The organism is Bradyrhizobium huanghuaihaiense (genome assembly GCF_007830635.1).
GTDB lineage: Bacteria > Pseudomonadota > Alphaproteobacteria > Rhizobiales > Xanthobacteraceae > Bradyrhizobium > Bradyrhizobium huanghuaihaiense.
On sequence record NZ_VLLA01000006.1, the window covers coordinates 259,454 to 283,941 of the forward strand.

Genomic DNA, 24,488 nt, shown 5'->3' on the forward strand with positions numbered 1-24,488 from the left:
TACCTGACGCTTTACTTGCCGCCGGCGGCGAGCAGGTCTTCGAACTCCTTCAGCGCGGCGGATGCCTGCTTGCCGCGGCTGTCGAGCCCGCTCGCCCACTCCTTGCCGACGCCCTTCAGCTTGTCCTTCATCTCGGTTCGGGTCGCCTCCGGCAGCGGATCGAAGCTGACGCCCCCGTCCTGGAGATTTTTCTTGGTGGTCTCCGTTTCCTTGTCGACCTGCGCGCAAGCGGTCGGCTCGATCGCCTCGGACGCCTCGTTCATCGCCTTCTTCACGTCGTCGGGCAGCTTGTCCCAGACCGACTGGTTGATGGAATAGGCGACGATGAAGCTGCCGAAGCTGACGCCTTCGGTGGCGTGCTTGACCAGCTTGTCCAGGCCATAGGCCACGACGCTCTCCATCGGAAACAGCAGGCCGTCCATCGTGCCGCGCGACAGCGATTCATAGGCATCGGGTGCAGCCATGCGCACCGGCACCGCGCCGAGCGCACGCAATGTCAGATCCTGCGCGCCGCCCGTGGTGCGCAGCTTCAGGCCCTGCATGTCCTTGGTCGTGTCGACCTTGGCTTTCGCGGTCCACACCTGATAGGGCGGCAACACAACCTCGAACAGCAGCTTGATCTTGTTGGGCGCATATTCCTGCTTGGCCAGGACGCCTTCGCGCGCGGCCTTCCAATAGGCCATCGTGCCCTGGCAGCTCGTCTCAAAGGCCCCCGGCAATTGCGCGACTTCCGACAGCGGCATCTTGTCGGAGACATAGGACGGCCCGATGTAGCCGATGTCGACCACGCCCGACTGCGTCAGCCGCAACATGTCGGCCGCCTTGCCGATCTGCTGGTTCGGATAATAGGTGAAGGTCACCGCGCCATTGGTGCGCTTGGTGACGTCGTCCATCCAGGGCTTGAGCAGCAGGCGGACGAGATAGTGGCCGGCGGGGAAGCTGTCGGCGACCTTCAGCTCCAGTGCCTGCGCCTGAAGCGTCGAGACCGGCAGCGAGAGTGCGAACGCCGCGGCGGCCCAGACCAGTTTCGTCTTCATCGTGTTCTCCCTGACGCGTCCCCATGCGGAAGGCGGCAGCGAAACGCTGCAGCACCGCCCGGTCCTCGCTCCAATTCTTGCTTGAGGAAAATGTACATATATGTGAATTTATATGTCAAGTATATGAACTATGCATGGCCCTATGCGCGTCTGGCCGACGACGTCGAATTGACACCGAACTTTTATGAACTCTAACTCCACGGATATGAATTCATCCCAAGAGGGCCCATGGGACCGCTCGCCGGCTTCACCATTCTCGACCTGACCTCGGTGCTGATGGGCCCCTACGGCACCCAGGTGCTGGCGGACATGGGCGCCGACGTCATCAAGGTCGAAAGCCCCGAGGGCGACATCGTTCGCCAGATCGGTCCCGGCCGCACGCCCGGCATGGGCGGGATGTTCCACAATGCCAATCGCGGCAAGCGCAGCATCGTGCTCGACCTCAAGAAGACGGAAGGCCGCGACACGCTGCTGCGGCTGGCCAGGGGCGCCAACGCGCTCGTCTACAATGTGCGCCCGCAGGCGATGGCGCGGCTCGGCCTCGATTATGAGACACTGGCCGCGATCAATCCGTCGCTGGTCTATGTCGGCGCGTTCGGCTACGGCCAGTCCGGCCCCTATGCCGCAAAGCCCGCTTACGACGATCTGATCCAGGGCGCCGCGACGATCCCCACGCTGTTAGCTGCCGCCGGCGACGGCACGCCGCGCTACGTCCCCGTCACCATCGCCGACCGCATCGTCGGCCTGATGATGGTGAACGCCATCATGGGCGGGCTGATGCACCAGCAGCGCACCGGCGAGGGCCAGCGCATCGACGTGCCGATGTTCGAATCCATGGCGGAGTTTGTGCTGGTCGATCATCTGGGCGGACTGACCTACGATCCGCCGCTCGACCATGGCGGCTACGCCCGCCTGCTGTCGCGCTACCGCCGCCCCCACAAGACCAGCGACGGCTATCTCTGCGTCCTGATCTACAACGACAAGCACTGGCGTAGCTTCTTCGAGGCGATCGGGCAGCCGCATTTCCTCGATCAGCCGCGTTTCGCCAACCACGCCGCGCGCACCAAGCATATCGACGAGATCTACGAGGAGATCGGCCACATCTTCGCGACGCGCACCACCGCCGAGTGGCGCGAACTGCTGGAGCGCGCCGACATTCCCGTGATGCCGATGCATACGCTGGAGACGATTTTGGATGACCCGCACCTCAAGGCCACCGGTTTCTTCAGGACCGTGGATCACCCCGTGGAAGGCCGCATTCGCCAGATGCGCGTGCCCTCGACCTGGAGCGTGACCCAGCCGGAGGCCGCCGGCCCCGCACCGACGCTCGGCCAGCACGGGCGCGACATTTTGCACGAGGCCGGCTTCTCGGCCGAGGAGATCAGAGAGCTCGCAGAGCAAAAGGCAGTTCACCTGGCAGCGCCGCCTTAAGCGCAGGCGCTGGCCAAGTCGCAACGACAGGGAGGAAACCGCGATGGCCGGACTTTATTTCGAGGACTTTTCCGTGGGCCAGGAGTTCAGGCATCCGCTGACCCGGACCGTCACGGAAATGGACAACACCATGTTCAGCTTGCTGACGCTCAACCCGCAGCCGCTGCACATCGACGCGCATTTCTCCGAAAAGACCGAGTTCGGCCAGCGCATTTTCAACAGCCTTTACACCCTCGGCATCATGATCGGCATGACGGTCTATGATACGACCTTGGGGACAACCGTCGCCAATCTCGGCATGACCGACGTGACTTTTCCGAAACCGGTCTTCCATGGCGACACCTTGCGGGCGACGACGAAGGTGCTTTCGTTGAGGGAATCCAAATCGCGCCCGAGAGCGGGCATCGTCGAGTTCGAGCACCACGCCTTGAACCAGAACGACGAGATCGTCGGCAAATGCCGCCGCATGGCGATGATGCACAAGAGGCCGGTCTGATGCGTTCGATGCTGTTCGTGCCGGGCGATTCCCCGCGCAAATTCGAGAAGGCGAGCGAAGGCAAGGCCGACGCGCTGATCATCGACCTCGAGGATTCCGTCGTCACCGAGAAGAAGTCGGAAGCACGCGGATTGACGCTGGTGATGCTGAAGAGCCGACCCGGCCCGCACCAGCTCTATGTCCGCGTCAACGCACTCGACACCGGCATGACGCTCGCCGATCTCGCCGCAGTGATGCCGGGCAGGCCCGACGGCATCGTACTGCCGAAATCGCAAGGCGGCGACGATGTGCGCCAGGTCGCGACCTGGCTCGAAGCGCTGGAAGCAGCATCCGGCATCAAGGTGGGCACGACCCGCATCGTCTGCGTCGCGACCGAGACGGCCGGCTCGATCTTCGGGCTCGGCAGCTACAAGGGCTGCTCCCCTCGCCTCGCCGGCCTGATGTGGGGCGCGGAAGATCTCTCCGCCTCGCTCGGCGCCACCGAGAAAGCCTCCGGCGGCGTGTTCCACAGCCCCTACCGCCTCGCGCGCGATCTCTGCCTGATGGCCGCGGCGGCGGCCGAGGTCGCTCCGATCGACACCGTCTATACCGACATCGACAACCTCGCGGGCCTCGAGCAGGAGACGCGCGCGGCGCGGCGCGATGGTTTTTCGGCGAAGGCGCTGATCCATCCCAAGCATGTCGATGTCGTCAATGCGGCGTTCGCGCCGACAGACGCCGAGCGCGCCTGGGCAGAAAAGGTCATCGCGGCGTTCGCCAGCAATCCGAATTCCGGCACGCTGCGGCTCGACGGCCAGATGATCGACAAGCCGCATCTTCGCGCCGCGAAGAAGATCCTCGGCCAGCCCTAGACCGGAACGCAAGCCTCGCCATGATCGTTCGCCAAGCTGCAAATGTCCTGGAGATCATGGAATTCTTCGCGCAAGTGAAGAAGCCGGCGACGCTTGCCGAGATCGCCGATCATTTCGGCTGGCCGCGCTCGTCGACCTTCAACCTCCTCGCGACGCTGTCGGAGAAGGGCTATCTCTATGAGCCGCGGCCGCGCGCCGGATTCTATCCGACGCCGCGGTGGCTGGCGATGGCGCGGATGATCTCGGAGGTCGAGCCGCTGCCGCCCTGGACGCATCAGCTGATCTCCGATCTCTCGGCGGAAACCGGCGAAACCGCATCCATCGTGGCGCCGGCCGGCGTGATGGCGGTGTTCATCGACGTCGTCGAGTCCAAGGCGGCGATCCGCTATTTCGCGACCATCGGCCATCGCGTGCCGATCCACGCCACCGCGAGCGGCCGCGCGCTGCTGCTGCAATATTCGCAGGAAGAGCGCGATTCGGTCTATCGAAAGATCGAGTTCAAGCAGTATGGCCCGTCGACGCCGATCAGCATCGAGGCCGTGGAGATCGAGCTGCGCAACTCGATCGCACGTGGCTATTGCCAGAGCTTTGCCGATTACAGCCGCGATCTCGCCGGCGCCGCGATTCCCTTGCCGATCGGCGACCGCAGACTGTCGGTCGTCGTGGCCGGGCCGGAGTTTCGCATCGGTCCGAAGGTGCCGGAGGTGGCCGCGCTGATCGCGCGGACGGTCGACCGGCTGCGGCCGAAGACCTCTGCGGCCTGAGGCCGAGGCCCTAATCGAATCCCTGAACGGGCGGCGACGTAGTCTCCACAGGCGCAGCAGGCGCTGCTTGAACAGGCTGCTCTGCGGGCGCGGCTTGAACGGGCTGCGCCACCGGCGCGGCCTGAACTGGCGGATTGCTGGCGGCTCTGATCTGACCGTTGGCGTTCATCGCCTGGCGCGTGCGCGGCGGAGCGCCGGCTGCGCGATTGGCCTCGCGACGCGGCGGCTGGCGATGTCGTGCCGAGCGCGAATCTCTCGCGCCCCATGACCGGGCGATCGCAGGTCCGGCGGTATAACCGACCACCGCGCCGGCGACGGCACCGATCGGCCCCAGCACCACGGCGCCTGACACGGCTCCGATTGCTGCCGCACCAGCACGCTCCTGTGCGGCAGCGCCCGCAGGCACGCCAGCTAACAGAACGACGGCAGTGATCAGAGCTTTCTTCATCGGAGCGCCTCCCTCAAGGGGAGATCACTCTTACTCAAATATGGCCACAGGACGTTTGTCCGTTGCCCAACACGGGGCAATCGCCGATGGAACTCCGGCAATTCGAGGGCAAGACCCAAGCGGGGCCGATCAGCGCAACTACGGCGCGACCGCGACGGTGCGCTCCCTCGCCCCGTTCTTACGGGGAGAGGGTTGGGGTGAGGGGCCTCTCTCTACACGCGAGATCATCGATAGACCTGTACCCCCTCACCCGGATCGCGCCGGACGATGCTTCGCATCGCCGGGGGCAATCCGACCTCTCCCCGCAAGCGGGGAGAGGTAAAGAAAGCGGCAGCAGCTACACAATCTTGATCGACATGTCGGGCAAGCCCTCCAGCTTGCACAGCAGCACGTCGCCCTTCACCACCGGCCCGACATTCTCGGGCGTGCCGGAATAGATGATGTCGCCGGCCTTGAGCTCGAACGCTTCCGACAGCTTTGCGATCTGCTCGGCGACGCTCCAGATCATCTTGCTGAGATCCGAGCTCTGCTTCACCGTCCCGTTGATCGCGAGCGAAATGGCGCCCTTCTCGAAATGGCCGGTCTTGCCGGCCGGGTGGATCGGACCGATCACCGCGGCGTGGTCGAAGCTTTTGCCGATCTCCCAGGGCTTCTTCTCCGCGGCCATGCCGTTCTGGAGATCGCGCCGGGTCATGTCGAGGCCGAGCGCGTAGCCATAGACATGGTCGAGCGCCTTATCGACCGGGATGTTGGTGCCACCGGATTTCAGCGCAGCGACCAGCTCGACCTCGTGATGATAATTCTTGGTCAGCGAGGGATAGGGATGGTCGGCGACCTCGCCGATCGCAACGTTCTGGATCGCGTCCGTCGGCTTCTGGAAGAAGAACGGCGGTTCGCGGTTCGGGTCCGAACCGCGCTCGATCGCGTGCGCAGCATAGTTGCGCCCGATGCAGTAGATGCGGCGGACCTGAAACACCTGGGTCTCGCCGACAACGGGAATCGCGACCATCGGCACCGGGAAGATCGGCTTGGGGGCGGCCTGCGCGGCGGCCGGTGTTGCTTCGGCGATTGAAGCTGCGGTCACGGCTGCGGCAGTCGCGAGCAGGTCCCGGCGCGTGGTCCTTTTCATGTTTTTGCTCCCTCATGGCTTCGTTGGGCGGCGTTCTTGCGCGCCGATCCGGCTGATAACCGATATTCAGTATGCCAGCAACGCCGGGGCTGCGCGATCTAGCATCGCCTTATGGGCGCCCCTCCCCGGCGATCAATGAAATCGGCTAGCATGGAACTTGCATAAATTCTGGGCGACATGGATGCCACATGAACCTCATCAGCCTCGACATCCGCATGCTCCGCTCGCTGATCTCGGTGGTCGAGACCGGCAGCATCACCGAGACCGCGCGACGGCTTGGCCGCACCCAGCCGGCGATCACGCTGCAATTGCAGCGGCTGGAGGAGCTGACCGGCAAGCAATTGTTCGAGCATGGCGGCCGCAGGCTGACGCTGACCGACGACGGCACCACGGTCCTGACCTACGCAAAATCCATCCTGAGGTTGCATGACGAGCTGATCTCGCAACTGGCGTCACAGGAGATCGAGGGCCAGGTCGTGCTTGGCACGCCCGACCTCTATGCGGCGTTCATGCTGCCGCAGATCCTCAGTGTGTTTCGAAAGTCATTTCCGCGGGTGCAGGTCGAGCTCAACTGCGCGCTGTCGACACCGTTGGTCGGCCTCGTCAAGCGCGGCGACGTCGACATCGCGCTCGTCACCCGCATGAACGATTTCACCGGCGGCCAAGTGGTTCGGCGCGAGCAACTGGTGTGGATGACCGGCGAGCAATCCGCCGCGCACCAGGAGCGCCCGATCCCGCTGGCGCTCTTGCCGCCCGGCAACATCTATCGCGACTACGCCATCGACACATTGGAGCGCGCGAATTTGCGCTGGCGTATCGCCTGCGTCAGCGAAAGCGTCGGCGGCCTTCAGGCCGCGGCGTTCGCCGGCATGGCGGTCACCGTGCTCGGCCGCAGCGCGTTGGTGCCGGCGATGCGTGAGATCGGCCCCAACGAGGGCCTGCCGCCGCTGCCGAAGATCGAGCTGCTGCTTTACAAGTCAAGCGGCGCGACCTCGAAGGCGGCAACCGCGCTGCACGACTACCTCGCGCACTATCTGCGCCTCGACGAAGAGCTCAGCGGCCGCGGTGCGCCGATTGAGCTTTCCTGAAGCGTATCGCAGAGGTGGTCAAAAATACCCCGAAGCCCAACAGCGTCCGCCGATCACGCGGCTGATCGGACGTTGCTCGGCGTCTGCTTTGACCTCCGTTTTTGATCCATTTCATAAGTACGCCCTAGTCCAGCACCGGCCCGGTATGCTTTGATGCGTGAGCAGGAACCGAGACGCAAGGGTGGCCTGATGTTCATACTCATTCGAAAGTACACCAAGGTTCGTTCGGTCGCGGATGCTGCCCGCCGCGCCAAAAGCGGCGTCGGTCAGATCCTGAGGGAGTCGCCCGGCTTCAAGTCATATTATGTGTTGGATGGGGGCGAAGGCGTTGGTGTCGCCGTGACGATATTTGAGGACCGCGAAAGCGCGAATGCGGCGAACGCCAAGGTGATGGGATTCATTCAAGCAAGCTTGCATGACCTTGATCTTGGGGATCCCGAAATCATCGCCGGAGAAGTTTTGGTGAATATAGAATCTGCTGCGTAGATACTCGCATGGTTCCTTGTGAGCTAGCTGCGCAAGCGCCGCGATTTCACCCGCGGCACACCGATCGAGCTGTCGCAGCTCCTGCGACAGCAGATATTCGACGACGCGCCGGAATCCTCTTGACACGGAATTCCGGCTGCATATTTTTTGCACCGAGAAAGCTCTTTCTCGCCCTCAAAAATCAAAGGACTCAACGCGACCGTCTGGAGAGGCGACGATGTTCGATGAGAAACTGGCCCGCATTCGTGCACACCGTAACAACATCCACCGCTACCGGCGTCTTCTGAAGACCAAGCTGTCGGAGCTTGAGCGTCAGTTCATCGAAAGACGTCTCGCAGAAGAGCGCAGCGCGCTTGAAAGCCTGACCGCGGCGACCTTCCCGGTTTCCTTCGGCGGCGCGAATACGCCGGCCGAGATGAGGGCGACGCAATGAACGGTGGGAGCTGCTCATTCGAGGCAGCGAAAAGGTGATCGGTCACTACGAACTGCTCCTTGCAAGCGCCAAGACCGAGCACCAGCGCGAACTCTACCGCCAGCGCATCGAGCGCGAGCGGCGGCTGATCAAGGACTTGCAAGGCGAGCTGGACTACCGCGCTGCTTGAGCCATATTCCTCGCGGCTTGACGATCAGTCATGCGTCTCGCTCCTCCGCGGCGGCCCAGGGCCGCCGCAGCCGCATCGGGACGCCGCCACCGCGCGGCGGGTCGTCATTGTCATTGTCGCCGTCGAGCTTGCGCAGGGCGGCCAGGATATCGGCGAGCCGAACCGTGTGGCTCATGCCGGGGATCTCGCGCAAGGCTGGACAGGACTCGACTGCGTACATGTCGGACGCCCAGGACGACAGAATGATCCGCTTCTCCGGTGGAGAGAGTTCTGTCGCATTCAGGACGTCGGCAGGCGAGTCGTAGTGGGCCGCGGGATGAAACAGCGGATTGAGAGTGCCGGCATTGCTATTCACATTGCTCATGGTGGTACCTCCCCTCATGCTCCTTTCCAAGGGACGGGTTTGTTGACGATGGGACGGCGGCGACAATCGCCGCCGCCGCTCGGCGCTAATGCGTGTTGATCGCGATGCGCTTGACGCCTTCGCGCGCCTTCTCGGATTTCGGCAGCGACACGGTCAGGACGCCGTTGGTGAACGACGCCTCGGCCTTGTCCTCCTCGACTCCCTCCAGCGGGATCTGCCGCTCGAAGGCGCCGTAATAGCACTCGGTGAAGTACCTGCCTTCGCCGTTGCGCTCCGCCTTCTTCTCGCCGCGGACGGTCAGGACGCCATTGGCGACCTCGACCTGGACGTCCTTCTCCGTCAGGCCGGGAAGCTCCGCCGAAACGGTCAGCGTCTTGTCGGTCTCGCTGAGTTCGACCTTCGGCCAACCAAAACGGCCCTCCATCAGCGGCGACAGGCTGGTCCCGCCGAAGCCGCGGAAGACGTCGTCGAACAGACGGTTCATCTCGCGGTGAAGCGTCAGGAACGGATCGAAATTCTCGCGCGCGGGCACGAGATCCTGGTTTCTCGACCAGGGAATGAGATCACGAAAACCCATGATTGCCTCCTTCATGCATCGGGAGCGCGGCCCGCGCATTCGCGCGCCGCGTTCCGCCATTGGATCGATCGAGCGCTCAGGCCGCCTTCTTCTGCTCGATCTGCGATGCCGCAGGAGCGCCGTTCGTGATCGCGATCCGGCGCGGCTTCATGGCTTCCGGGACCTCGCGGACCAGGTCGATGATCAGCAGCCCGTCCTGGAACGAGGCCTGCTTCACCTGGACATAGTCGGCGAGATTGAACACGCGCCGGAACGGACGCGCGGCGATGCCTTGGTACAGATATTCGTGCGCAGCCGTCTCGGGCTTCCGGCCCTCGATGGTGAGCGCGTTCTGCTCGGCCGTCACCGAGATGTCGCTGGCGCCAAAGCCCGCCACCGCAAGGCTGATGCGGTAGTGGTCCTCGCCGGAACGCTCGATATTGTAGGGGGGATAGTTGTCCTCGGTCGCCTGGCGCAACGTGCTGTCGACGAGGTCAGCCAGATGATCGAAGCCGATGGTGGAGCGCCACAGGGGCGCGAAGTCGAAACTGGTCCTCATAACCAAGTCCTCCTGAGAGCAAGATGGATACGAAGGAGCGCAGGACAGGGATCAGACAGGTCCGACGACCAGTCCGGCGCCCGCGCCGGACCCGATCTGGCGTCCGGCACACCGCTCTCGCGGCGAAAAATGACTTAGAAAAACCGATATCGATTTCAAGGGGGCGGCTCTAAAAATTTTCGAGCCGCGGGGACGAGGCCGTCCGGTTCCGGCCCACTACGCTTTTGCCTGCACTCGCCCTTGCTCGCTCAGCGCCATCGACGGCCAGAACTTCGCCCAGGGCTGCGCTGCTTCGAACGCCGCGGCGATGCGGAAGATCGTGGGCTCGTCGAGCCAGGGCGCGACGATCTGCAGGCCGATCGGCATTCCATCGCGATCGAAACCGCAGGGCAGCGTTGCCGCCGGAAGGCCGGCGAGGTTGATTGGCCAGGTGAAGGGCGACCAGCCGAGATGCGGGTCGACCTCGCGGCCGTCGATCTTGCCGACGCCGATCTGCCCGGCCTCGAACGCGGTCACAGCGACCGTCGGGGTCACCAGCGCATCGACGCGCTCGAACAACTTCAGGAACGCATTGCGCGCCTGGCCGCGGCGATAACCGGCTTCGACATAGTCCGTGCCGCTGTAGTGACGGCCGGCGCTGACGACGTCGCGATAATCGGCTTCAGAGCTTGCGAGATCGGCCGTGGTCTTGCTCGCCACCGCCGCCGCCTGCTCGGTGAAAGCGATCGGCTTCAGCGTATGCTCCAGGATGCCGGGATCGAGGCCCGGACCGTCCACGGTGACCTGCGCGCCGCAGGAGTCGAGAATGGCTAGCGCCTTGTTGAACGCGGCGCGCACGTCGGGACTGACCGCGGTATAGCCGAGGTCCACGCTGGCGCCGATACGAATGCCGTTCAATGACGCGGCGTTGACGTCAAACCGTCGCGGCGCCACCGGCAGGCTGGCGGGATCGCGCAGATCGTAACCCGCGATGATCTCCAGCGTCAGCGCCGCATCTGCGACGGTACGCGTGATCGGCCCGGTATGGGCGAGCGAGGCCCAGGACGGCGGCGAGAAGCCGGGCGAGCGCGGGACGAGGCCGAAGGTCGGCTTCAGACCGAACACGCCGCAGAAGGACGAGGGCACGCGGATCGAGCCGACGCCATCGGTGCCGATCGCGATCGGCCCGCAGCCGGCGGCAACGCCGGCTGCCGCGCCGCCGCTCGAGCCGCCGCTGGTGCGATCAGGGTTCCAGGGATTCCGCGTCGTTCCCGTGACCGGGCTGTCCGCCGTCAGCTTGTAGCCGGACTCGCAGGTGGTGGTCTTGCAGGTGATGATCGCGCCTGATGCCTTCAGGGCCGAGACCACGGCGGCATCGACGTCGGGCACGAACGCCTTGTTCATCGGCGAGCCGGCATAAGCGGGCACGCCCGCGACGAAGACGAGATCCTTGATCGTGACAGGCACGCCGGTAAGCCGACCCTTGGCCTCGCCCGCACGCATCTCCCTGGTGAGACGATCCGCCTCCGCCCTCGCCTGCTCGTACATCGGCGTCACGACCGTATTGCAGGCTTCGTTCGAAGCCTGAAGCGCGGCGATGGTGTCGTCGACGACATCGCGCGGAGTGAACGCCTTGCGCCGGTAGCCGGCCATGATCTCGGTTGCAGAGAGCGCGCCAAGGCCAGTCGGCGCCGGCGGGAAGGCCGCTCGGCCGGAACCATCAGTCATCATCAACCCTAAAGAGCTAGCTGAGCGCCGCGTCGACGGCGCGCTTGGCCATCACCGTGACGAGATGCGCACGGTAATCGGCTTCGGCATGGATATCGGAGGTGAGGCCGTCGGTATCGATCTTGATCGCCGCGATCGCGGAGGCATCGAAATTGCCCGACAGCGCCGCCTCCATCGGCGGCACGCGGAACACGCCCGGCCCCGCGCCGGTGACGGCGACGCGAACCCCATCGGCGAATTTCGCGACGAACACGCCGACCAGCGCATAGCGCGAGGCCGGCGCCTTGAACTTTGCGTAGCCTGCCTTGAGCGGCACGGGAAAGCGGATCGCAGTGATGATCTCGCTCGGCTCAAGCGCGGTCTCGAACAGGCCGAGGAAGAACTTGTCGGCCGCGATCTCGCGTGTGCTGGTGATGATGGTCGCGCCGAGACCGAGCACGCCGGCGGGATAGTCGGCCGCCGGATCATTGTTGGCAACCGAGCCGCCGATGGTGCCGCGGCTGCGCACGGCGGGATCACCGATCATCGAGGCCAGTGCGGCCAGTCCGGGGATCTTCGTCTGCACCAGTTTTGAGGCCGCCACCACTGCATGCGGCGTCATCGCGCCAATGGTGATGGTGGCGCCCTCATCTGCGATGCCCTTGAGGCTTCCGAGCTTCGACAGATCGACCAGCGCGACGGGGCTCGCCAGCCGCTGCTTCAGCGTCGGGATCAGCGTCATGCCGCCGGCGACGAGCTTGCTGTCCTCGATCGAGGTCAGGAGCTTGGCCGCATCGGGAATCTGGCCCGGCTGATGATAGGCAAACGGTTTCATTGTTGTCCTCCCTATTCCGCCGCGACCGGCAGCGACGCATTCTGCAACAGGCGCCAGATCCGGTTCGGTGTCGCCGGCATGTCGACATGGGTGACGCCGAGATGCGAGAGCGCATCGACCACCGCGTTGATGACGGCGGCGGGCGAACCGATGGTGCCGACCTCGCCGCACCCCTTCACACCCATCGGCGTGTGCGTGCACAGCGTCGAATGCGTCGCGACTTTCATCATCGGCAGGTGGTCGGCGCGCGGCATGCAGTAATCCATCAGCGAGCCCGACAGCAGCTGGCCGGAGCCTTCGTCATAGACTGCGTTCTCGAACAGCGCCTGGCCGACGCCCTGCACGATGCCGCCATGCAGCTGGCCCTCGACGATCATCGGGTTGATGACCGTGCCGACGTCGTCGACCGCGGTGTAGTTGACCAGCGTCACCGTTCCGGTCTCGGGATCGACCTCGACCTCAGCGATATGGCAGCCACCGGGATAGGTGAAGTTGACGGGGTCGTAATAGGCCTGCTCCTCCAGCCCCGGCTCCAGCACTTCGAGCGGATAATCGTGCGGCACGTAGGCGGCGCCCGCGATCTCCTCGAAGGTCTTGATGCGGTCCGTGCCCGCGACGGAAAATTTTCCGGCCTCGAACTGGATGTCGGCTTCGGACGCTTCGAGCAGATGCGCGGCGATCTTCTTGCCCTTGACGATCACCTTGTCGGTCGCCTTCGACAGCGCGGCGCCGCCGACGACCAGCGAACGCGAGCCGTAGGTGCCCATGCCGAACTGCACGCGGTCGGTGTCACCAAAGACGATGTCGACATTCTCGAAGGCGACGCCGAGCTTGTCCGAGACGATCTGCGCGAAGGTGGTCTCGTGGCCCTGGCCGTGATTGTGCGTGCCGATCATGACCGTGACCTGGCCGGTCGGATGCACGCGCACCGTGGCGCTCTCGTAGAGGCCGCCGCGCGCGCCTAACCGTCCCGCAAAGCGCGACGGCGCAAGGCCGCAGGCCTCGACATAGGTGGAGTAGCCGAGCCCGCGGAATTTGCCCTTGCTCGCGGATGCCGCCTTGCGCACACCGAAATTCTTGACATCGGCGGCGACCAGCGCGCCGTCGAGACAGCCCATGGGATCGCCGGAATCGTACTGCACCAGCACCGGCGTCTGATACGGATAGGCTTCCTTCGGGATCATGTTGCGGCGGCGGAGCTCGACGCGGTCGATCCCCATCTCGCTGGCCGCGACGTCGACGATGCGCTCCAGCACGAAGGTCGCCTCGGGCCGGCCCGCGCCGCGATAGGCATCGACCGGCACGGTGTTGGTGAAGACCACCTTCACATTGCAGTAGATCGCGGGCGTGGTGTAGACGCCGCCGAGCAAGGGACCATAGAGATTGGTCGGGATGTTCGGCCCGAAGGTCGAGAGATAGCCGCCCATATTGGCGAGCGTGTTGACGCGGAAGGCGAGGAATTTCCCGGTCTCGTCGAGCGCGAGCTCGGCCTCGGTGACGTGGTCGCGGCCGTGGCGGTCGGAAACGTAGCCCTCCGAGCGGCTCGCGACCCATTTCACCGGCCGCATCACCCGCTTGGCGGCCCATGTGATCACGGCCTCCTCGCCGTAATGGAACTGCTTGACGCCGAACCCGCCGCCGACATCGGGCGCGACCACGCGCAGCTTGTGCTGGGGAATGTTCAGCACCAGCGCGCCCATCAGGAAGCGCACGACATGCGGGAACTGGCTGGTGGTCCACAGCGTGAAGCGATCCGTGCCCGGCTCGTATTCGGCGATCGCCGCGCGCGGCTCCATGGGGTTGCCGATCAGGCGGTTGTTGACGAGGCTGAGCTTCGCAACATGCGCCGCCTTCTTGAAGGCAGTTTCGACCGCGGCCTTGTCGCCGAGCTCCCAGTCGCAGCAGATGTTGTTCGGCACGTCGTCGAACAGTTGCGGCGCATCGGGCCTGACAGCTTCGAGCACGCCGACCACGGAGGACAGCACCTCGTAGTCGATCTTCAGAAGCTCGGCACCCGCATTCGCCTGCTCCGGCGTTTCTGCGATGACGAAGGCGACCATGTCGCCGACGAAGCGCACCTTGTCCTGCGCCAGCATCGGGAATGGCGGCTCCTTCATCGGCACACCCTTGGCGTCGGTGATGCCCCAGCCGCAGGGCAGCGAGCCCAGTCCGTCGTCGGCGACATCGTCGCCGGTCAGCACCGCGATGACGCCGGGCGAGGCCAGCGCCGCGCTCTTGTCGATGCCACGGAGCACCGCGTGGCCATGTGGCGAGCGCACGAACACACCGGCCGTCATGCCCGGACGCTTGATGTCGGAGACATAATTGCCGCGGCCGGTGAGGAAGCGCTGGTCCTCCTTCCGCTTCGGTGCGGCGCCGATGCCGATCACATTGCCCATGATCACTCTCCCTTGGCGTTCATGGCGGCCGCGCCGGCCATGACCGAGACGACGATGTTCTGGTAGCCGGTGCAGCGGCAGATATTGCCTTCGAGGCCGTGACGGACGTCGGCTTCCGTCAGGTCCGGCTTCTCGGTGGCGAGCGCCACGGCCGTCATCAGCATGCCGGGCGTGCAGAAGCCGCATTGCAGGCCGTGATGCTCGCGAAACGCCTCCTGCATCGGATGCATTCGGTTCGAGCCCGGCACGCCTTGCAGACCCTCGATGGTGAGCAGGCTCGCGCCATCGAGCGCGGGCGCAAGCAAGGTGCAGCTCTTCACGGGAAGACCGTCGAGGTGCACCACGCAGGCACCACACTGGCTGGTGTCGCAGCCGATATGGGTGCCGGTGAGGTTGAGCTGCTCGCGCAAGAGCTCGGCGACGAGCGTTGCCGGCTCGACATCGACGGTGGTCGGCCGTCCGTTGAGTGTGAAGGATATCTGCACGGTCATACTCCTGTGCGCGACGGGTCTAGGCGAGTGGAAGCGCGCTGCCGGTGGCCCATGTGGCCATCACGACATCGCCGACGGTGAAGGGATCTGCGAAGAAGGTCTTTTCCGGCACATAGGCCACGAACTCGTCATCCGGCACGGTGTCGAGCATGACCTTGACGAAATAGCCCTGGTATTCGATCGCGAGCACGCGGCTCGGCAGCGATGTGGTGCAGCCGAGCGGCAGCTCCTTGCCGGGTCTCACCAGCGCCACGTCGTCGCGGCGCACGGCGATATCGACCTTGTCGCCGATGCTGACGGTCGGGCGGGCCTGAAGCGGCACCTCGATGCCCGAGGGCGCGGCCTGCGCGAGGGTGAAGCTCGCGCCGTTCACCTTCTCGACCCGCCCCGACAGCACGTTCTGGCCACCCATGAACTCGGCGACATAGCGGTCGTGCGGATGGGCGTAGACGTCGCGGGCCGGCCCGGCCTGCTTGATCCTGCCCTGCTCCATCACCACGACGAGGTCGGCAAGCGCGATTGCCTCGAGCTGGGTGTGGGTGACGTGGATGAAGGTGATGCCGAGCTCCTGCTGCATCCGCCGGAGCTCCTGGCGCATCTGGACGCGGAGCTGCTCGTCGAGCGCCGACAGCGGCTCGTCGAGCAGCAGCACCCGCGGCTCGGTGATTGCCGCCCGCGCCAGCGCCACGCGCTGCTGCTGGCCGCCGGAGAGCTGGGCCGGCAGGCGGTCGGCGAATTGCGTCAGCCGCACCTTCTCGATCATGGCGTCGGCAGACCGCAGCCGATCGGCCTTGGACATGCCGCGCACCCGCAAGGCAAAGGCGATGTTCTCGCGCACGGTCAGATGCGGAAACAGCGCATAGGACTGGAACATCATCGCGGTGCGGCGCTGCACCGGCGCGAGCCCGACAACGTTCTGACCGCCGATGACGATCTCGCCCGCGGTCGGGTCCTCATGGCCCGCGATCATGCGCAAAATCGTGGTCTTGCCGCAGCCGGAGGGACCGATGAAGCAGCAATAGGCGCCGTCCGCGATCTTGAGGTTGACGCCGTCAACCACATTGGTGACGCCGTCAAAGCTTTTGCAGACGCCAGCCAGTTCGATATCGCCGCGATCGTTCTTCATTCCTGACCCTTTGTGCGGCTGCCGCGCTTCTTCTGGATCAGCACGATGGTGCCGAGGCTGGCACCGATGACGAGGAAGGAGACGATGGTGGTCACCGTGCCCAGCGCATAGAGCGAGGGCGAGGTGACGTTCAGCGTCATGCTCCAGATTTCCAGCGGCAGCGTGTTCAGCGAGCCCGCCGTCTGCAAACTGCGCGCGAACTCGTCATAGGACAGCGTGAAGCCGAACAGCGCGACCGCGACGAGGCCGGGCGCCAGCACCGGGATCATCACCAGCCGGATCGACTGCCAGCGGCTGGCGCCCAGATCGTAGGCCGCCTCTTCCCAGACATGGTTGAAGCGCGACATCACCGCGAACATCACCAGCACGCCGAACGGCAGCGTCCAGGACAGCTGCGCGCCCAGCGCCGAAGTGTACCAGCTCGCATTCAGCCCGAGCGCCTGGAACAGGAGCCCCGTGCCGAGGCCGAGCACGAGGCCGGGCGCAACCAGGCTGCCGATCATCACGTAGAAGACGACGGTGTCGCCGCGGAAACGCCTGCGGAAGCCGAGGCCGGCGAGGAACGACACCACCACCGTGATGACGGTGACGATCGCGGCGAGCTTGATCGAACGATCGAACGAGCCCTTGACGTCGCCGGTGCGCACCTGGGTGAAGAGATCGACGAACCAGTGCAGCGACTGGCCCTTCATCGGGAACACGAGGCCGCCGCGAATGTCCTGGAAGGACAGGATGTAGATGCAGAACATCGGGCCATAGAGCGCGAGCACGTAAGCCGCAAACAGCGTCGCAAGAACGTAGAACGTCCAGGGCCGGCCGCCCTTGCTCGGCGCGATCGCCTTGCTGGTTGCAGGCGCAATCGTCTCCGGCATGTCGGCGAGAACCGCGCTCATCGCGTGATCTCCTGCCGGATGTCGACGGTGCGCAGGATCAGCGAGACGATCGCGACCAGCACCAGCGTCAGCAGCACGGCGCTGGCCGCCGCCGTCGGATATTGCAGCACACCGACGTCCTCGTAGAAGGCGCTGACCACCGAGGCCGAGCCGCCGCCCGACATCACCTTGACCACGAAGAAGTCGCCCATCACGATCGAGACCACGAAGATGGTGCCGAGCGCGATGCCACTCTTGGACATCGGCACCACGATCAGGCGCATGATGTCGAAGCGGCTGGCGCCGGCGTCGATCGCGGCCTCGATCAGCTTCTTGTCGATCCGCGCCATGGAATTGAAGATCGGCACGATCATGAAGATCGTGAGCTGGTGGACATAGGCGATCACAACCGCGAGGTCGGAGAACAGCAATACTTCCAGCGGTTGGCGGATCACACCAAGCGCGAGCAGCGCCTGGTTGATCAGGCCTTCCTTGCCGAGCAGTGGAATCCAGGAAATCATCCGGATGATGTTCGAGGTCCAGAACGGCACCGTGCACAGGAGGAACAGCCCGATCGCAAGCAACTGGTTGCGGACGTGGAACACCAGGAAATAGGCGACGAGGAAGCCGATGATCAGCGTGAAGATCCAGGTCAGCACCGTGAACTTGATCGTCGCCAGATACAGTTTCAGCGTCAGCGCCGAGTGCAGCACCTCGACATAGCTCGCCAGCGTGAAGCCGGGTGTGAGCCCGCCAAAGCCATCGGTGGCGAAGAAGCTTGCCGCCAACACGACCAGGATCGGCGCCACGAAGAACGGCACCAGCACCAGGACCAGCGGCGAGACGTAGAGCCAGCCGGCCAGATTGGATCGCGATGGAGTTGGACTTGGAGTTGGACTCGGCTGCATGTCAGCGAACGCCTCGACGTCGATCTCACCCGCCGGCGCGTCGCCGCGCCGGCGCCTTTCGTCAGGGAAAGCAGGTTTCAGGCCACCTTGAAGTCGTTCCAGCGCTTGTTCATGTAGGCGGCCTCGTCCATCAGCGTGTTCCAGCACGAGATGTTCTTGACGCGGTCGAGGAACGAGCCGCCGTCACGCTTGGTGCCGGCCTTCTCCATCGCGACTCCGTAGGGATCGTTGACGACCTCCGGCGCGGGCTGGCCCTCGTACCAGAACGCCCATTCGGCGGGAGTGAGGAATTTCTTCGCGGTCGAGGGCACCGGGCTGTAATAGCCGTAGCGCGCGACGAAGCCGCCCTGCCAGCCCGAGAGGTACCAGTTGAGATATTCGTAGGCCGCATCGAGCTTCTTGCCGGAGAGATGCTTCATCAGGCCCATGCCGTTGCACCAGCCGCGATAGCCTTCCTTGCCGTTCTTGACGTTGACCGGCGCGTAGACGCAGGGAATTTCCTTGACGCGCACCGCGGCAACTGCCGGCGACCACATCGACTGGATCACCACCTCGCCCGCCGCCATCAGCTGCACCGACTGGTCGAAGGTGGTCCAGGTCGCGCGGAACTGGCCCTGCTTCTTGAGCTCGATCAGCTTGTTGCAGGTGAAGTCGATCTCCTCCTTGGTCATGTTGCCCTTATTGCCGTACTTGATCAGCCCGGCGCTTTCGAAGCAGAGCGCGGCGTCCATGATGCCGATCGCGGGGACGTCGAGGATCGCGGCCTTGCCCTTGAATTTCGGATCGATCAGGTCCTTCCACTCGGTCACTTCATGGCCGACGAGGTCGGGGCGGTAGCCGATGGAGTCGGCGTTGTAGACCTGCGGCAGGAAGGTCGCCCATTCGGTGACGCCGTCATTGAGATCGGTCGCATCGGGCTTGGCGATGTACATGGCTTCATAGGGCGAGATGCCCTGGCGCGGGATCTTGTGGCCGTCGATCTCGCCCTTGGTGAAGATCGGCAGGATGTTGTCGAACTCCTTGATCTTCTTGACCTCGATGCCCTGGATCACGCCGCGCTTGGCCGCCAGCTTGGCCTGCCAGCCCTCGAGATCGGCGATATCGACCGTATTAGGCTGGCTTATGAAGCGGTTGATGGCGGCGGAGGTGTCGAGGTTCTGCATCGTCACCTTGAAGCCGAGATCCTTGGCCGCCTGGTCGCCGATCGCCTTGACCACCGAATAGGACACACCGACATGGCGCAGCTCGATGTCCTTGATCTCCTGCGCCCAGATGGTCGGGAATCCGCGGATCGCGTCCGACCCGGCGGCTGCGCCCGCAACTGCGGCCGCCCCCTTCAACAGCGTGCGCCGGCTCAGGTTTTTCGTAAGTGCCGCTTCCGTTCCCGCCGGATCGGAAGTGGATGTCCCCTTAATCCTGTCAGACATGGCAACCCTCATTGGTTACGATGAACGCTCGCCCCGATCGCCACTGATCGGCCGCGGATGTGATCAGTTGCGCGTGAGGCTATGGCTGAGTTTTTGCGAAGTAAAATTGGAAGTAAAAATTCGCGATATAAACGCGGCTAATGGATCGGACCGCTGCATCTGCTTTTGGCAGCGCGCATAAGAAGGCATCAGGACGTGCATACTGGGACGGCGATCGGACGATGCGGCAACCTCCGCATCGTCAGCATGATCGGTGCCGCATTGCTCGTCGCGGCGACAGGTCGCGCAGCGTGCGCGAGCGAAGTCGTGATCGCACCGTCGCGCATGAAGGCGATCGGCACGGTCGATGCGCGCTTCCAATCCTACAATATCGAGATGGTGGAGGTGACGGGCGGGCGTTTCTGGAAGCCTTACGCGCAAGACAGGATGCAGCACGATCGCTATAGCGACAGGCCTCCGATTGATCTCGCCAACCCACGACTTCGCAAGCTCGCGGCGGCGCTGTCGCCGGCCTATATCCGCATCAGCGGCACCTGGGCGAACGCGACCTATGTCGCGGACACCGAGAGCGCGCCGTCCGCTCCGCCTGCCGGCTTCAATACCGTGCTCAGCCGCGCGCAGTGGCGCGGCGTCATCGACTTCGCCCGCGCGGCCGATGCGGAGATCGTGACGTCCTTTGCCATCAGCCCCGGCAGCCGCGACGCAAATGGCGTGTGGATGCCGGACCAGGCGCAGCGCCTCATCGATGCCACGCGCTCACTCGGCGGCCGCATCGCCGCCGCCGAGTTCATGAACGAGCCGACGCTGGCGGCGAACAACGGCGCGCCGCCGGGATATGACGCGGAGGCGTATGGCCGCGACTTCAGGATCTTTCGCACGTGGATCCGGCGGTCGTCGCCGGAGACGTTGCTCCTCGGCCCGGGCTCCGTCGGCGACTCCCCATCTCCGTCAGCCGGCGGCATCCGCACGCGCGATCTGCTCGCAGCAATGGGACTGGGCCTCGATCGCTTCTCCTACCATCACTACGGCACGCTCTCGCCCCGCTGCGGCGTCCATGACGATCCGATGCAGACCCTGTCGGACGACTGGCTGGCCCGCACGGACGCGACACTCGCCATCTACCGCGCGCTGCGCGACGCGTTCGAGCCGGGCAAGCCGATCTGGTTGACGGAGACGGCGGACGCCGCCTGCGGCGGCAATCCATGGGATGCCACCTTCCTCGACACATTCCGCTATCTCGACCAGCTCGGCCGTCTGGCAAAGGCCGGCGTGCAGGTGGTGATGCACAACACGCTCGCGGCCAGCGACTACGGCTTGCTCGACGAGTGGTCGTTTCGTCCGCGGCCGAACTATTGGGCCGCTCTGCTCTGGCGGCGGCTGATGGGCGCGACCGTGCTCGAAACGGAAACCGCCTCGATGCCCGGTTTTCACATCTACGCGCATTGTCATCCCGCGACGAAGGGCGGCGTCTCCGTGCTCCTCATCAACACCTCGCGGAACGCACCGCACGTCGTGACGCTGGCAGGCCCTGCCGAGCGCTACACGCTGCAAGCTGATCGCCTGCAAAGCGCGACCGTCCGATTGAATGGCGAGCCCCTGAGATTGGCCGCCAACGACGACCTTCCGCGCCTTGCGGCGCGCACCGCGCCTGCGGGTCGGCTCCGGCTGCCGCCGGCCAGCATCACCTTCCTGGTGATGCCGGACACCGCGGCCTGTCGCTGACGCTAGCTGCTATTTCAGATCGTCGCGCGCCGTCTCCGGCGCCAGCAGGGTCGCGATGATCGTGATGATCGAGAGCCCGATGATGTACACCGACACAGCCCAGTACGATCCGGCCCACGCCAGCAGCGCGGTTGCGATCAACGGCGAGAAGCCGCCGCTGAGCGCAGCCGCGACGTTGGCACCGAGCGAGGCGCCGCTGTAGCGCACCTGGGTGCGGAACAGCTCCGGCATGAACGCCGCCTTCGGCCCGAACAGCAGCGCATGGGTCAGCGTCATCGTGACGACGAGCGCGAGCGTGATCAGCGCCGGCTCTTTGGTGTCGAGGAACCAGAACAGCGGAAACGCCAGCGCCACCGAGAACACGCCGCCGGCGAGATACAGCGCCCTGCGGCCGAAGATGTCGGAGAGCCAGCCGGCGAGCGGCAACGTCGCGAACTCGACGATCGCGGCATAGACCACCGCGTTCAGGATCACCTGGCGCGGAAGGCCGAGCTTCGTCGTGGCGTAGACCACGGTGAAGACGGTGAGGAGATAAGCGAGTCCGACCTCCGACACGGTAATGCCGACCGCGAGCAAAAAGCTGCGCCAGTCGCGGCGCAGCACCTCCAGCACCGGCTGCGCCAGCACCTCCTTGCGCTCGACGACTTCCTTGAAGTGCGGCGTCTCGGCCAGCCTGAGCCGCACGATGAAGCCGACGCCGACCAGCACAATGCTGATCCAGAACGGCACGCGCCAGCCCCAGCTCAAGAAGTCGGCCTCGGGCAGCTGCGTCATCAGCGCAAAGATGCCGGTGGATGCGGCGACGCCGACGGGAAAGCCGATCTGCACCAGGCTGCCGTAGAAGCCGCGGCGGTTGCCGGCATGCTCGATCACCATCACGACCGCTCCGCTCCACTCGCCCCCGAGCCCGATGCCCTGGACGAAGCGCAAGGCGATCAGCAGGATCGGCGCCCAGACGCCGATCTGGCTGTAAGTCGGCAGGCAGCCGATCAGGAAGGTGCCGAGCCCCATCGCGATCATGGTCGCGACCAGCATGGTCTTGCGGCCGAGCCGGTCGCCGTAATGCCCGATGATAGCGCCGCCGATCGGCCGCGCCACGAAGCCGACCGCATAGGTCGAGAACGCGACCAGCGTGCCGACGAACGGGTCGAAGCTCGGAAAGAACAGCTTGTTGAAGACGAGTGCCGCGGCCGTGCCGTAGATCAGGAAATCGTACCACTCGATCGCGGTGCCGAGCGCGCTCGCCCACACCACATGCGCCGTCGTCGATCTCTCCGTCGCCGCGGCGACCCCCGTTGCTGCCGTCATGCCATGCCCCAAAAGATTTCCGGATGGCATCATGGCCAATCGCGGGTAGGGTTGCAACCTGCGGAGGCATTTGATCGCTCTCGTGCCCCGGACGCTGCGCAGCACGAAGTGATGCGCTGCAGAGCCGGGGCCCATATTTCCTCGAGCACTCCCTGCGGCATGGGTCCCGGCTCTGCGCAGCAGCGCAAAGATCGCTGCAGCGCGTCCGGGACACGAGAGTGCCGGGTGCCGCCACATCCGTCATTGCGAGGAGCCCTTGCGACGAAGCAATCCAGAATCCCTCAACGGAAAGACTCTGGATTGCTTCGCGGAGCCTGTCATCGGGCCGCGCTTCGCGCGGACCCGTTGGCTCGCAATGACGGTGGTGAGGCAGATGTGCATCCTGCCTCACCATCGTCGTCCTGGCGAAAGCCAGGACCCATTACCCCGGTCAGCATTATCAAACACGCACTGTGGCTACAGCGTCCGAAACAAAGCCTCTTGTGGTTATGGGTCCTGGGCTTTCGCCAGGACGACACCGCGTAGAGGGCACCGACATTCCAACTCACCGCTCTCAGCCCTGCCCCGTGGAACCCATCCCCACCCTCTTATTCGCCATTGACAAACTAATTCGCCATTATCTAATTTGTCGCCAGAACAACCCGCCGCCCCAAGCGGCCCATAAAAAGCGAGGGAACGACGATGAGAGTGTTTCTGGCCGGCGCCATGCTCGCGGCCATGACTTCGGCTGCCATGACCACCGCAGCTACCGCGCAAGTCTCCGACGACGCGGTGCGGATCGGCGTGCTGACGGACCTGTCGAGCTGGGGCCGCGACAACAGCGGGCCGGGCTCTGTCGAGGCCGCCAAGATGGCCGTGGAGGAATTCGGGCCGACCGTGCTCGGCAAGCCGATCGAGATCATCAGCGCCGACCATCAGATGAAGACCGACGTCGGCGTGCAGATCGTGCGCGGCTGGTTCGACAACGGCAAGGTCGATGCGGTCGTCGACATCCCCAATTCCGGCATCGCCATCGCCGTGCACAACATGGTGCGCGAGCGCAACAAGATCGCCCTGCTCTCCGGCCCCGGCGCGAGCTCGCTGACGGACGAGCTGTGCAGCCCCAACACCGTGCACTTCACCTACGACACCTACGCGCTGTCGAAGGTGACGGCCTCCGCCGTGATCAAGGAAGGCGGAAAATCCTGGTACTTCATCACCGCGGATTACGCCTTCGGCCAGCAGCTCGAGAAGGACGCGACGCGCTTCATCAACGAGATGGGCGGCAAGGTGCTCGGCGGCGTGAAGCATCCGACCAACACCGCCGACTTTTCCTCCTTCGCGCTGCAGGCCCAGAGCTCGAAATCCGACGTGGTCGCCTTCGCCAATGCCGGCCAGGACACCGACAACGCGATCAAGCAATCCGGCGAGTTCGGCCTCGTCCAGGGCGGCCAGAAGCTGGTCGGCCTCCTGATGTTCGACACCGACGTGCATGCGATCGGGCTGAAGGCCGCGCAGGGCACCTACATGACCACGGCCGCGTACTGGAATATGGACGAGGCAACCCGTGCCTGGTCCAAGAAGTTCTACGAGCGCACCAAGGTGATGCCGACCATGATCCATACCGGCGTGTACGGCTCGGTGCTGCATTATCTGAAAGGCATCAAGGCTGCAGGCACCGACGATCCCGCCAAGGTGATGGCGAAGATGCGCGAGCTGCCGATTGAGGATATCTTCGTCCACGGTGGCAAGTTGCGCGAGGACGGCCGCGTCATCCGCGACATGTATCTCGCCAAGGTGAAAACGCCCGAGCAGTCCAAGGAGCCCTGGGATTATCTGGATATCGTCAAGACCGTGAAGGGCGAGGACGCCTTCCGTCCGGTCTCCGAGTCCAAATGTCCGCTGCTGAAGAAGTGAGGTGAGC

The 24,488-nt window shown here is 64.6% G+C and carries 24 protein-coding genes and 1 pseudogene; 10 read left to right on the top strand and 15 right to left on the bottom strand.

What is annotated here, in order from left to right; all coding sequences use genetic code 11:
• Positions 1–11: 11 nt before the first annotated feature.
• The gene (locus IQ16_RS15755; RefSeq protein ID WP_018641151.1) at positions 12–1,037 is read right to left on the bottom strand and encodes a TRAP transporter substrate-binding protein; all 1,026 of its coding nucleotides are present in this window, start codon (positions 1,035–1,037) and stop codon (positions 12–14) included.
• A 228-nt stretch (positions 1,038–1,265) separates the two neighbouring features.
• Between IQ16_RS15755 and IQ16_RS15760 the strand changes: the two genes are divergently transcribed.
• The 4 genes and pseudogenes from IQ16_RS15760 to IQ16_RS15775 all read left to right on the top strand — a co-directional run bounded on the left by IQ16_RS15760 (position 1,266) and on the right by IQ16_RS15775 (position 4,579).
• Positions 1,266–2,468, top strand: a complete 1,203-nt coding sequence (locus IQ16_RS15760; protein WP_018641152.1) for a CaiB/BaiF CoA transferase family protein — start codon at positions 1,266–1,268, stop codon at positions 2,466–2,468.
• A gap of 28 nt (positions 2,469–2,496) precedes the next feature.
• A pseudogene (locus IQ16_RS15765) lies at positions 2,497–2,964 on the top strand (MaoC family dehydratase); the annotation flags it as partial.
• Positions 2,964–3,815: an HpcH/HpaI aldolase/citrate lyase family protein gene (locus IQ16_RS15770; protein ID WP_026311718.1), complete on the top strand. Its 852-nt coding sequence runs from the start codon at positions 2,964–2,966 to the stop codon at positions 3,813–3,815. The pseudogene IQ16_RS15765 and the gene IQ16_RS15770, both read left to right, overlap by 1 nt.
• A 20-nt stretch (positions 3,816–3,835) precedes the next feature.
• The gene (locus IQ16_RS15775; protein ID WP_018641155.1) at positions 3,836–4,579 is read left to right on the top strand and encodes an IclR family transcriptional regulator; all 744 of its coding nucleotides are present in this window, start codon (positions 3,836–3,838) and stop codon (positions 4,577–4,579) included.
• 10 nt (positions 4,580–4,589) lie between these two features.
• Here the strand turns inward: IQ16_RS15775 and IQ16_RS15780 are convergent, their stop codons facing one another.
• Positions 4,590–5,027: a hypothetical protein gene (locus IQ16_RS15780; RefSeq protein WP_018641156.1), complete on the bottom strand. Its 438-nt coding sequence runs from the start codon at positions 5,025–5,027 to the stop codon at positions 4,590–4,592.
• 337 nt (positions 5,028–5,364) lie between these two features.
• The gene (locus tag IQ16_RS15785) at positions 5,365–6,156 is read right to left on the bottom strand and encodes a fumarylacetoacetate hydrolase family protein (RefSeq protein ID WP_018641157.1); all 792 of its coding nucleotides are present in this window, start codon (positions 6,154–6,156) and stop codon (positions 5,365–5,367) included.
• A gap of 188 nt (positions 6,157–6,344) precedes the next feature.
• Between IQ16_RS15785 and IQ16_RS15790 the strand changes: the two genes are divergently transcribed.
• From IQ16_RS15790 to IQ16_RS47295, 4 genes are all read left to right on the top strand, one after another.
• The gene (locus IQ16_RS15790; protein ID WP_018641158.1) at positions 6,345–7,244 is read left to right on the top strand and encodes a LysR substrate-binding domain-containing protein; all 900 of its coding nucleotides are present in this window, start codon (positions 6,345–6,347) and stop codon (positions 7,242–7,244) included.
• Between the two features lie 153 nt (positions 7,245–7,397).
• On the top strand, positions 7,398–7,730 hold the full coding sequence (locus IQ16_RS15795) for a hypothetical protein (protein ID WP_018641159.1): 333 nt from the start codon (positions 7,398–7,400) through the stop codon (positions 7,728–7,730).
• Between the two features lie 217 nt (positions 7,731–7,947).
• Complete coding sequence (locus tag IQ16_RS15800; RefSeq protein WP_018641160.1) at positions 7,948–8,163, top strand: DUF4349 domain-containing protein; 216 nt, start codon at positions 7,948–7,950, stop codon at positions 8,161–8,163.
• Positions 8,164–8,197: 34 nt separating this feature from the next.
• Positions 8,198–8,332: a hypothetical protein gene (locus IQ16_RS47295; protein WP_018641161.1), complete on the top strand. Its 135-nt coding sequence runs from the start codon at positions 8,198–8,200 to the stop codon at positions 8,330–8,332.
• 28 nt (positions 8,333–8,360) lie between these two features.
• Here IQ16_RS47295 and IQ16_RS15805 read toward each other — a convergent pair whose 3' ends face one another.
• From IQ16_RS15805 to IQ16_RS15855, 11 genes are all read right to left on the bottom strand, one after another.
• Positions 8,361–8,696 (bottom strand): hypothetical protein, encoded by a 336-nt coding sequence (locus IQ16_RS15805; RefSeq protein ID WP_018641162.1) that lies wholly within the window; start codon positions 8,694–8,696, stop codon positions 8,361–8,363.
• A gap of 85 nt (positions 8,697–8,781) precedes the next feature.
• A complete protein-coding gene (locus IQ16_RS15810) occupies positions 8,782–9,273 on the bottom strand; it encodes an Hsp20/alpha crystallin family protein (RefSeq protein ID WP_026311720.1) in 492 nt (163 codons plus the stop codon).
• A gap of 76 nt (positions 9,274–9,349) precedes the next feature.
• Positions 9,350–9,811, bottom strand: coding sequence for an Hsp20 family protein (locus tag IQ16_RS15815; RefSeq protein WP_018641164.1), 462 nt, complete (start codon positions 9,809–9,811; stop codon positions 9,350–9,352).
• Positions 9,812–10,027: 216 nt separating this feature from the next.
• Positions 10,028–11,518 (bottom strand): amidase, encoded by a 1,491-nt coding sequence (locus IQ16_RS15820; RefSeq protein ID WP_026311721.1) that lies wholly within the window; start codon positions 11,516–11,518, stop codon positions 10,028–10,030.
• 16 nt (positions 11,519–11,534) lie between these two features.
• Positions 11,535–12,332, bottom strand: a complete 798-nt coding sequence (locus IQ16_RS15825) for an FAD binding domain-containing protein (RefSeq protein ID WP_018641166.1) — start codon at positions 12,330–12,332, stop codon at positions 11,535–11,537.
• Positions 12,333–12,343: 11 nt separating this feature from the next.
• The gene (locus IQ16_RS15830; protein ID WP_026311722.1) at positions 12,344–14,731 is read right to left on the bottom strand and encodes a xanthine dehydrogenase family protein molybdopterin-binding subunit; all 2,388 of its coding nucleotides are present in this window, start codon (positions 14,729–14,731) and stop codon (positions 12,344–12,346) included.
• Between the two features lie 2 nt (positions 14,732–14,733).
• Positions 14,734–15,222: a (2Fe-2S)-binding protein gene (locus tag IQ16_RS15835; protein ID WP_018641168.1), complete on the bottom strand. Its 489-nt coding sequence runs from the start codon at positions 15,220–15,222 to the stop codon at positions 14,734–14,736.
• Positions 15,223–15,241: 19 nt separating this feature from the next.
• Positions 15,242–16,348 carry an ABC transporter ATP-binding protein gene (locus IQ16_RS15840; RefSeq protein WP_018641169.1) on the bottom strand — a complete coding sequence of 369 codons (1,107 nt, stop codon included), beginning with the start codon at positions 16,346–16,348 and terminating at the stop codon, positions 15,242–15,244.
• A complete protein-coding gene (locus IQ16_RS15845; RefSeq protein WP_145831588.1) occupies positions 16,345–17,241 on the bottom strand; it encodes an ABC transporter permease in 897 nt (298 codons plus the stop codon). The genes IQ16_RS15840 and IQ16_RS15845 overlap by 4 nt, the downstream gene beginning before the upstream one ends.
• Positions 17,238–18,128 (bottom strand): ABC transporter permease, encoded by an 891-nt coding sequence (locus IQ16_RS15850; RefSeq protein WP_018641170.1) that lies wholly within the window; start codon positions 18,126–18,128, stop codon positions 17,238–17,240. The genes IQ16_RS15845 and IQ16_RS15850 overlap by 4 nt, the downstream gene beginning before the upstream one ends.
• Positions 18,129–18,205: 77 nt before the next feature.
• Positions 18,206–19,555, bottom strand: a complete 1,350-nt coding sequence (locus IQ16_RS15855) for an ABC transporter substrate-binding protein (RefSeq protein WP_018641171.1) — start codon at positions 19,553–19,555, stop codon at positions 18,206–18,208.
• A 195-nt stretch (positions 19,556–19,750) separates the two neighbouring features.
• On the opposite strand from IQ16_RS15855, the gene IQ16_RS15860 reads away from it, so the two are divergent.
• On the top strand, positions 19,751–21,277 hold the full coding sequence (locus tag IQ16_RS15860; protein ID WP_244635722.1) for a hypothetical protein: 1,527 nt from the start codon (positions 19,751–19,753) through the stop codon (positions 21,275–21,277).
• Positions 21,278–21,286: 9 nt separating this feature from the next.
• On the opposite strand, the gene IQ16_RS15865 is transcribed toward IQ16_RS15860, so the two are convergent.
• Complete coding sequence (locus IQ16_RS15865) at positions 21,287–22,585, bottom strand: MFS transporter (protein ID WP_018641173.1); 1,299 nt, start codon at positions 22,583–22,585, stop codon at positions 21,287–21,289.
• 681 nt (positions 22,586–23,266) lie between these two features.
• Here IQ16_RS15865 and IQ16_RS15870 point away from each other — a divergent pair.
• Complete coding sequence (locus IQ16_RS15870) at positions 23,267–24,481, top strand: ABC transporter substrate-binding protein (protein ID WP_018641174.1); 1,215 nt, start codon at positions 23,267–23,269, stop codon at positions 24,479–24,481.
• The last annotated feature ends 7 nt before the right edge of the window (positions 24,482–24,488 follow it).

Bases quoted from the DNA above. Each gene is read 5' to 3' on its own strand.
- IQ16_RS15790 (WP_018641158.1), top strand. From the start codon at position 6,345: ATGAACCTCATCAGCCTCGACATCCGCATGCTCCGCTCGCTGATCTCG.
- IQ16_RS15870 (WP_018641174.1), top strand. From the start codon at position 23,267: ATGAGAGTGTTTCTGGCCGGCGCCATGCTCGCGGCCATGACTTCGGCT.
- IQ16_RS15830 (WP_026311722.1), bottom strand. From the start codon at position 14,731: ATGGGCAATGTGATCGGCATCGGCGCCGCACCGAAGCGGAAGGAGGAC.
- IQ16_RS15845 (WP_145831588.1), bottom strand. From the start codon at position 17,241: ATGAGCGCGGTTCTCGCCGACATGCCGGAGACGATTGCGCCTGCAACC.
- IQ16_RS15855 (WP_018641171.1), bottom strand. From the start codon at position 19,555: ATGTCTGACAGGATTAAGGGGACATCCACTTCCGATCCGGCGGGAACG.
- IQ16_RS15810 (WP_026311720.1), bottom strand. From the start codon at position 9,273: ATGGGTTTTCGTGATCTCATTCCCTGGTCGAGAAACCAGGATCTCGTG.
- IQ16_RS15840 (WP_018641169.1), bottom strand. From the start codon at position 16,348: ATGAAGAACGATCGCGGCGATATCGAACTGGCTGGCGTCTGCAAAAGC.
- IQ16_RS15820 (WP_026311721.1), bottom strand. From the start codon at position 11,518: ATGACTGATGGTTCCGGCCGAGCGGCCTTCCCGCCGGCGCCGACTGGC.
- IQ16_RS15850 (WP_018641170.1), bottom strand. From the start codon at position 18,128: ATGCAGCCGAGTCCAACTCCAAGTCCAACTCCATCGCGATCCAATCTG.
- IQ16_RS15800 (WP_018641160.1), top strand. From the start codon at position 7,948: ATGTTCGATGAGAAACTGGCCCGCATTCGTGCACACCGTAACAACATC.
- IQ16_RS15755 (WP_018641151.1), bottom strand. From the start codon at position 1,037: ATGAAGACGAAACTGGTCTGGGCCGCCGCGGCGTTCGCACTCTCGCTG.
- IQ16_RS15785 (WP_018641157.1), bottom strand. From the start codon at position 6,156: ATGAAAAGGACCACGCGCCGGGACCTGCTCGCGACTGCCGCAGCCGTG.
- IQ16_RS15805 (WP_018641162.1), bottom strand. From the start codon at position 8,696: ATGAGCAATGTGAATAGCAATGCCGGCACTCTCAATCCGCTGTTTCAT.
- IQ16_RS15775 (WP_018641155.1), top strand. From the start codon at position 3,836: ATGATCGTTCGCCAAGCTGCAAATGTCCTGGAGATCATGGAATTCTTC.
- IQ16_RS15815 (WP_018641164.1), bottom strand. From the start codon at position 9,811: ATGAGGACCAGTTTCGACTTCGCGCCCCTGTGGCGCTCCACCATCGGC.
- IQ16_RS15825 (WP_018641166.1), bottom strand. From the start codon at position 12,332: ATGAAACCGTTTGCCTATCATCAGCCGGGCCAGATTCCCGATGCGGCC.
- IQ16_RS15835 (WP_018641168.1), bottom strand. From the start codon at position 15,222: ATGACCGTGCAGATATCCTTCACACTCAACGGACGGCCGACCACCGTC.
- IQ16_RS15770 (WP_026311718.1), top strand. From the start codon at position 2,964: ATGCGTTCGATGCTGTTCGTGCCGGGCGATTCCCCGCGCAAATTCGAG.
- IQ16_RS15865 (WP_018641173.1), bottom strand. From the start codon at position 22,585: ATGACGGCAGCAACGGGGGTCGCCGCGGCGACGGAGAGATCGACGACG.
- IQ16_RS15760 (WP_018641152.1), top strand. From the start codon at position 1,266: ATGGGACCGCTCGCCGGCTTCACCATTCTCGACCTGACCTCGGTGCTG.
- IQ16_RS15795 (WP_018641159.1), top strand. From the start codon at position 7,398: ATGCGTGAGCAGGAACCGAGACGCAAGGGTGGCCTGATGTTCATACTC.
- IQ16_RS15780 (WP_018641156.1), bottom strand. From the start codon at position 5,027: ATGAAGAAAGCTCTGATCACTGCCGTCGTTCTGTTAGCTGGCGTGCCT.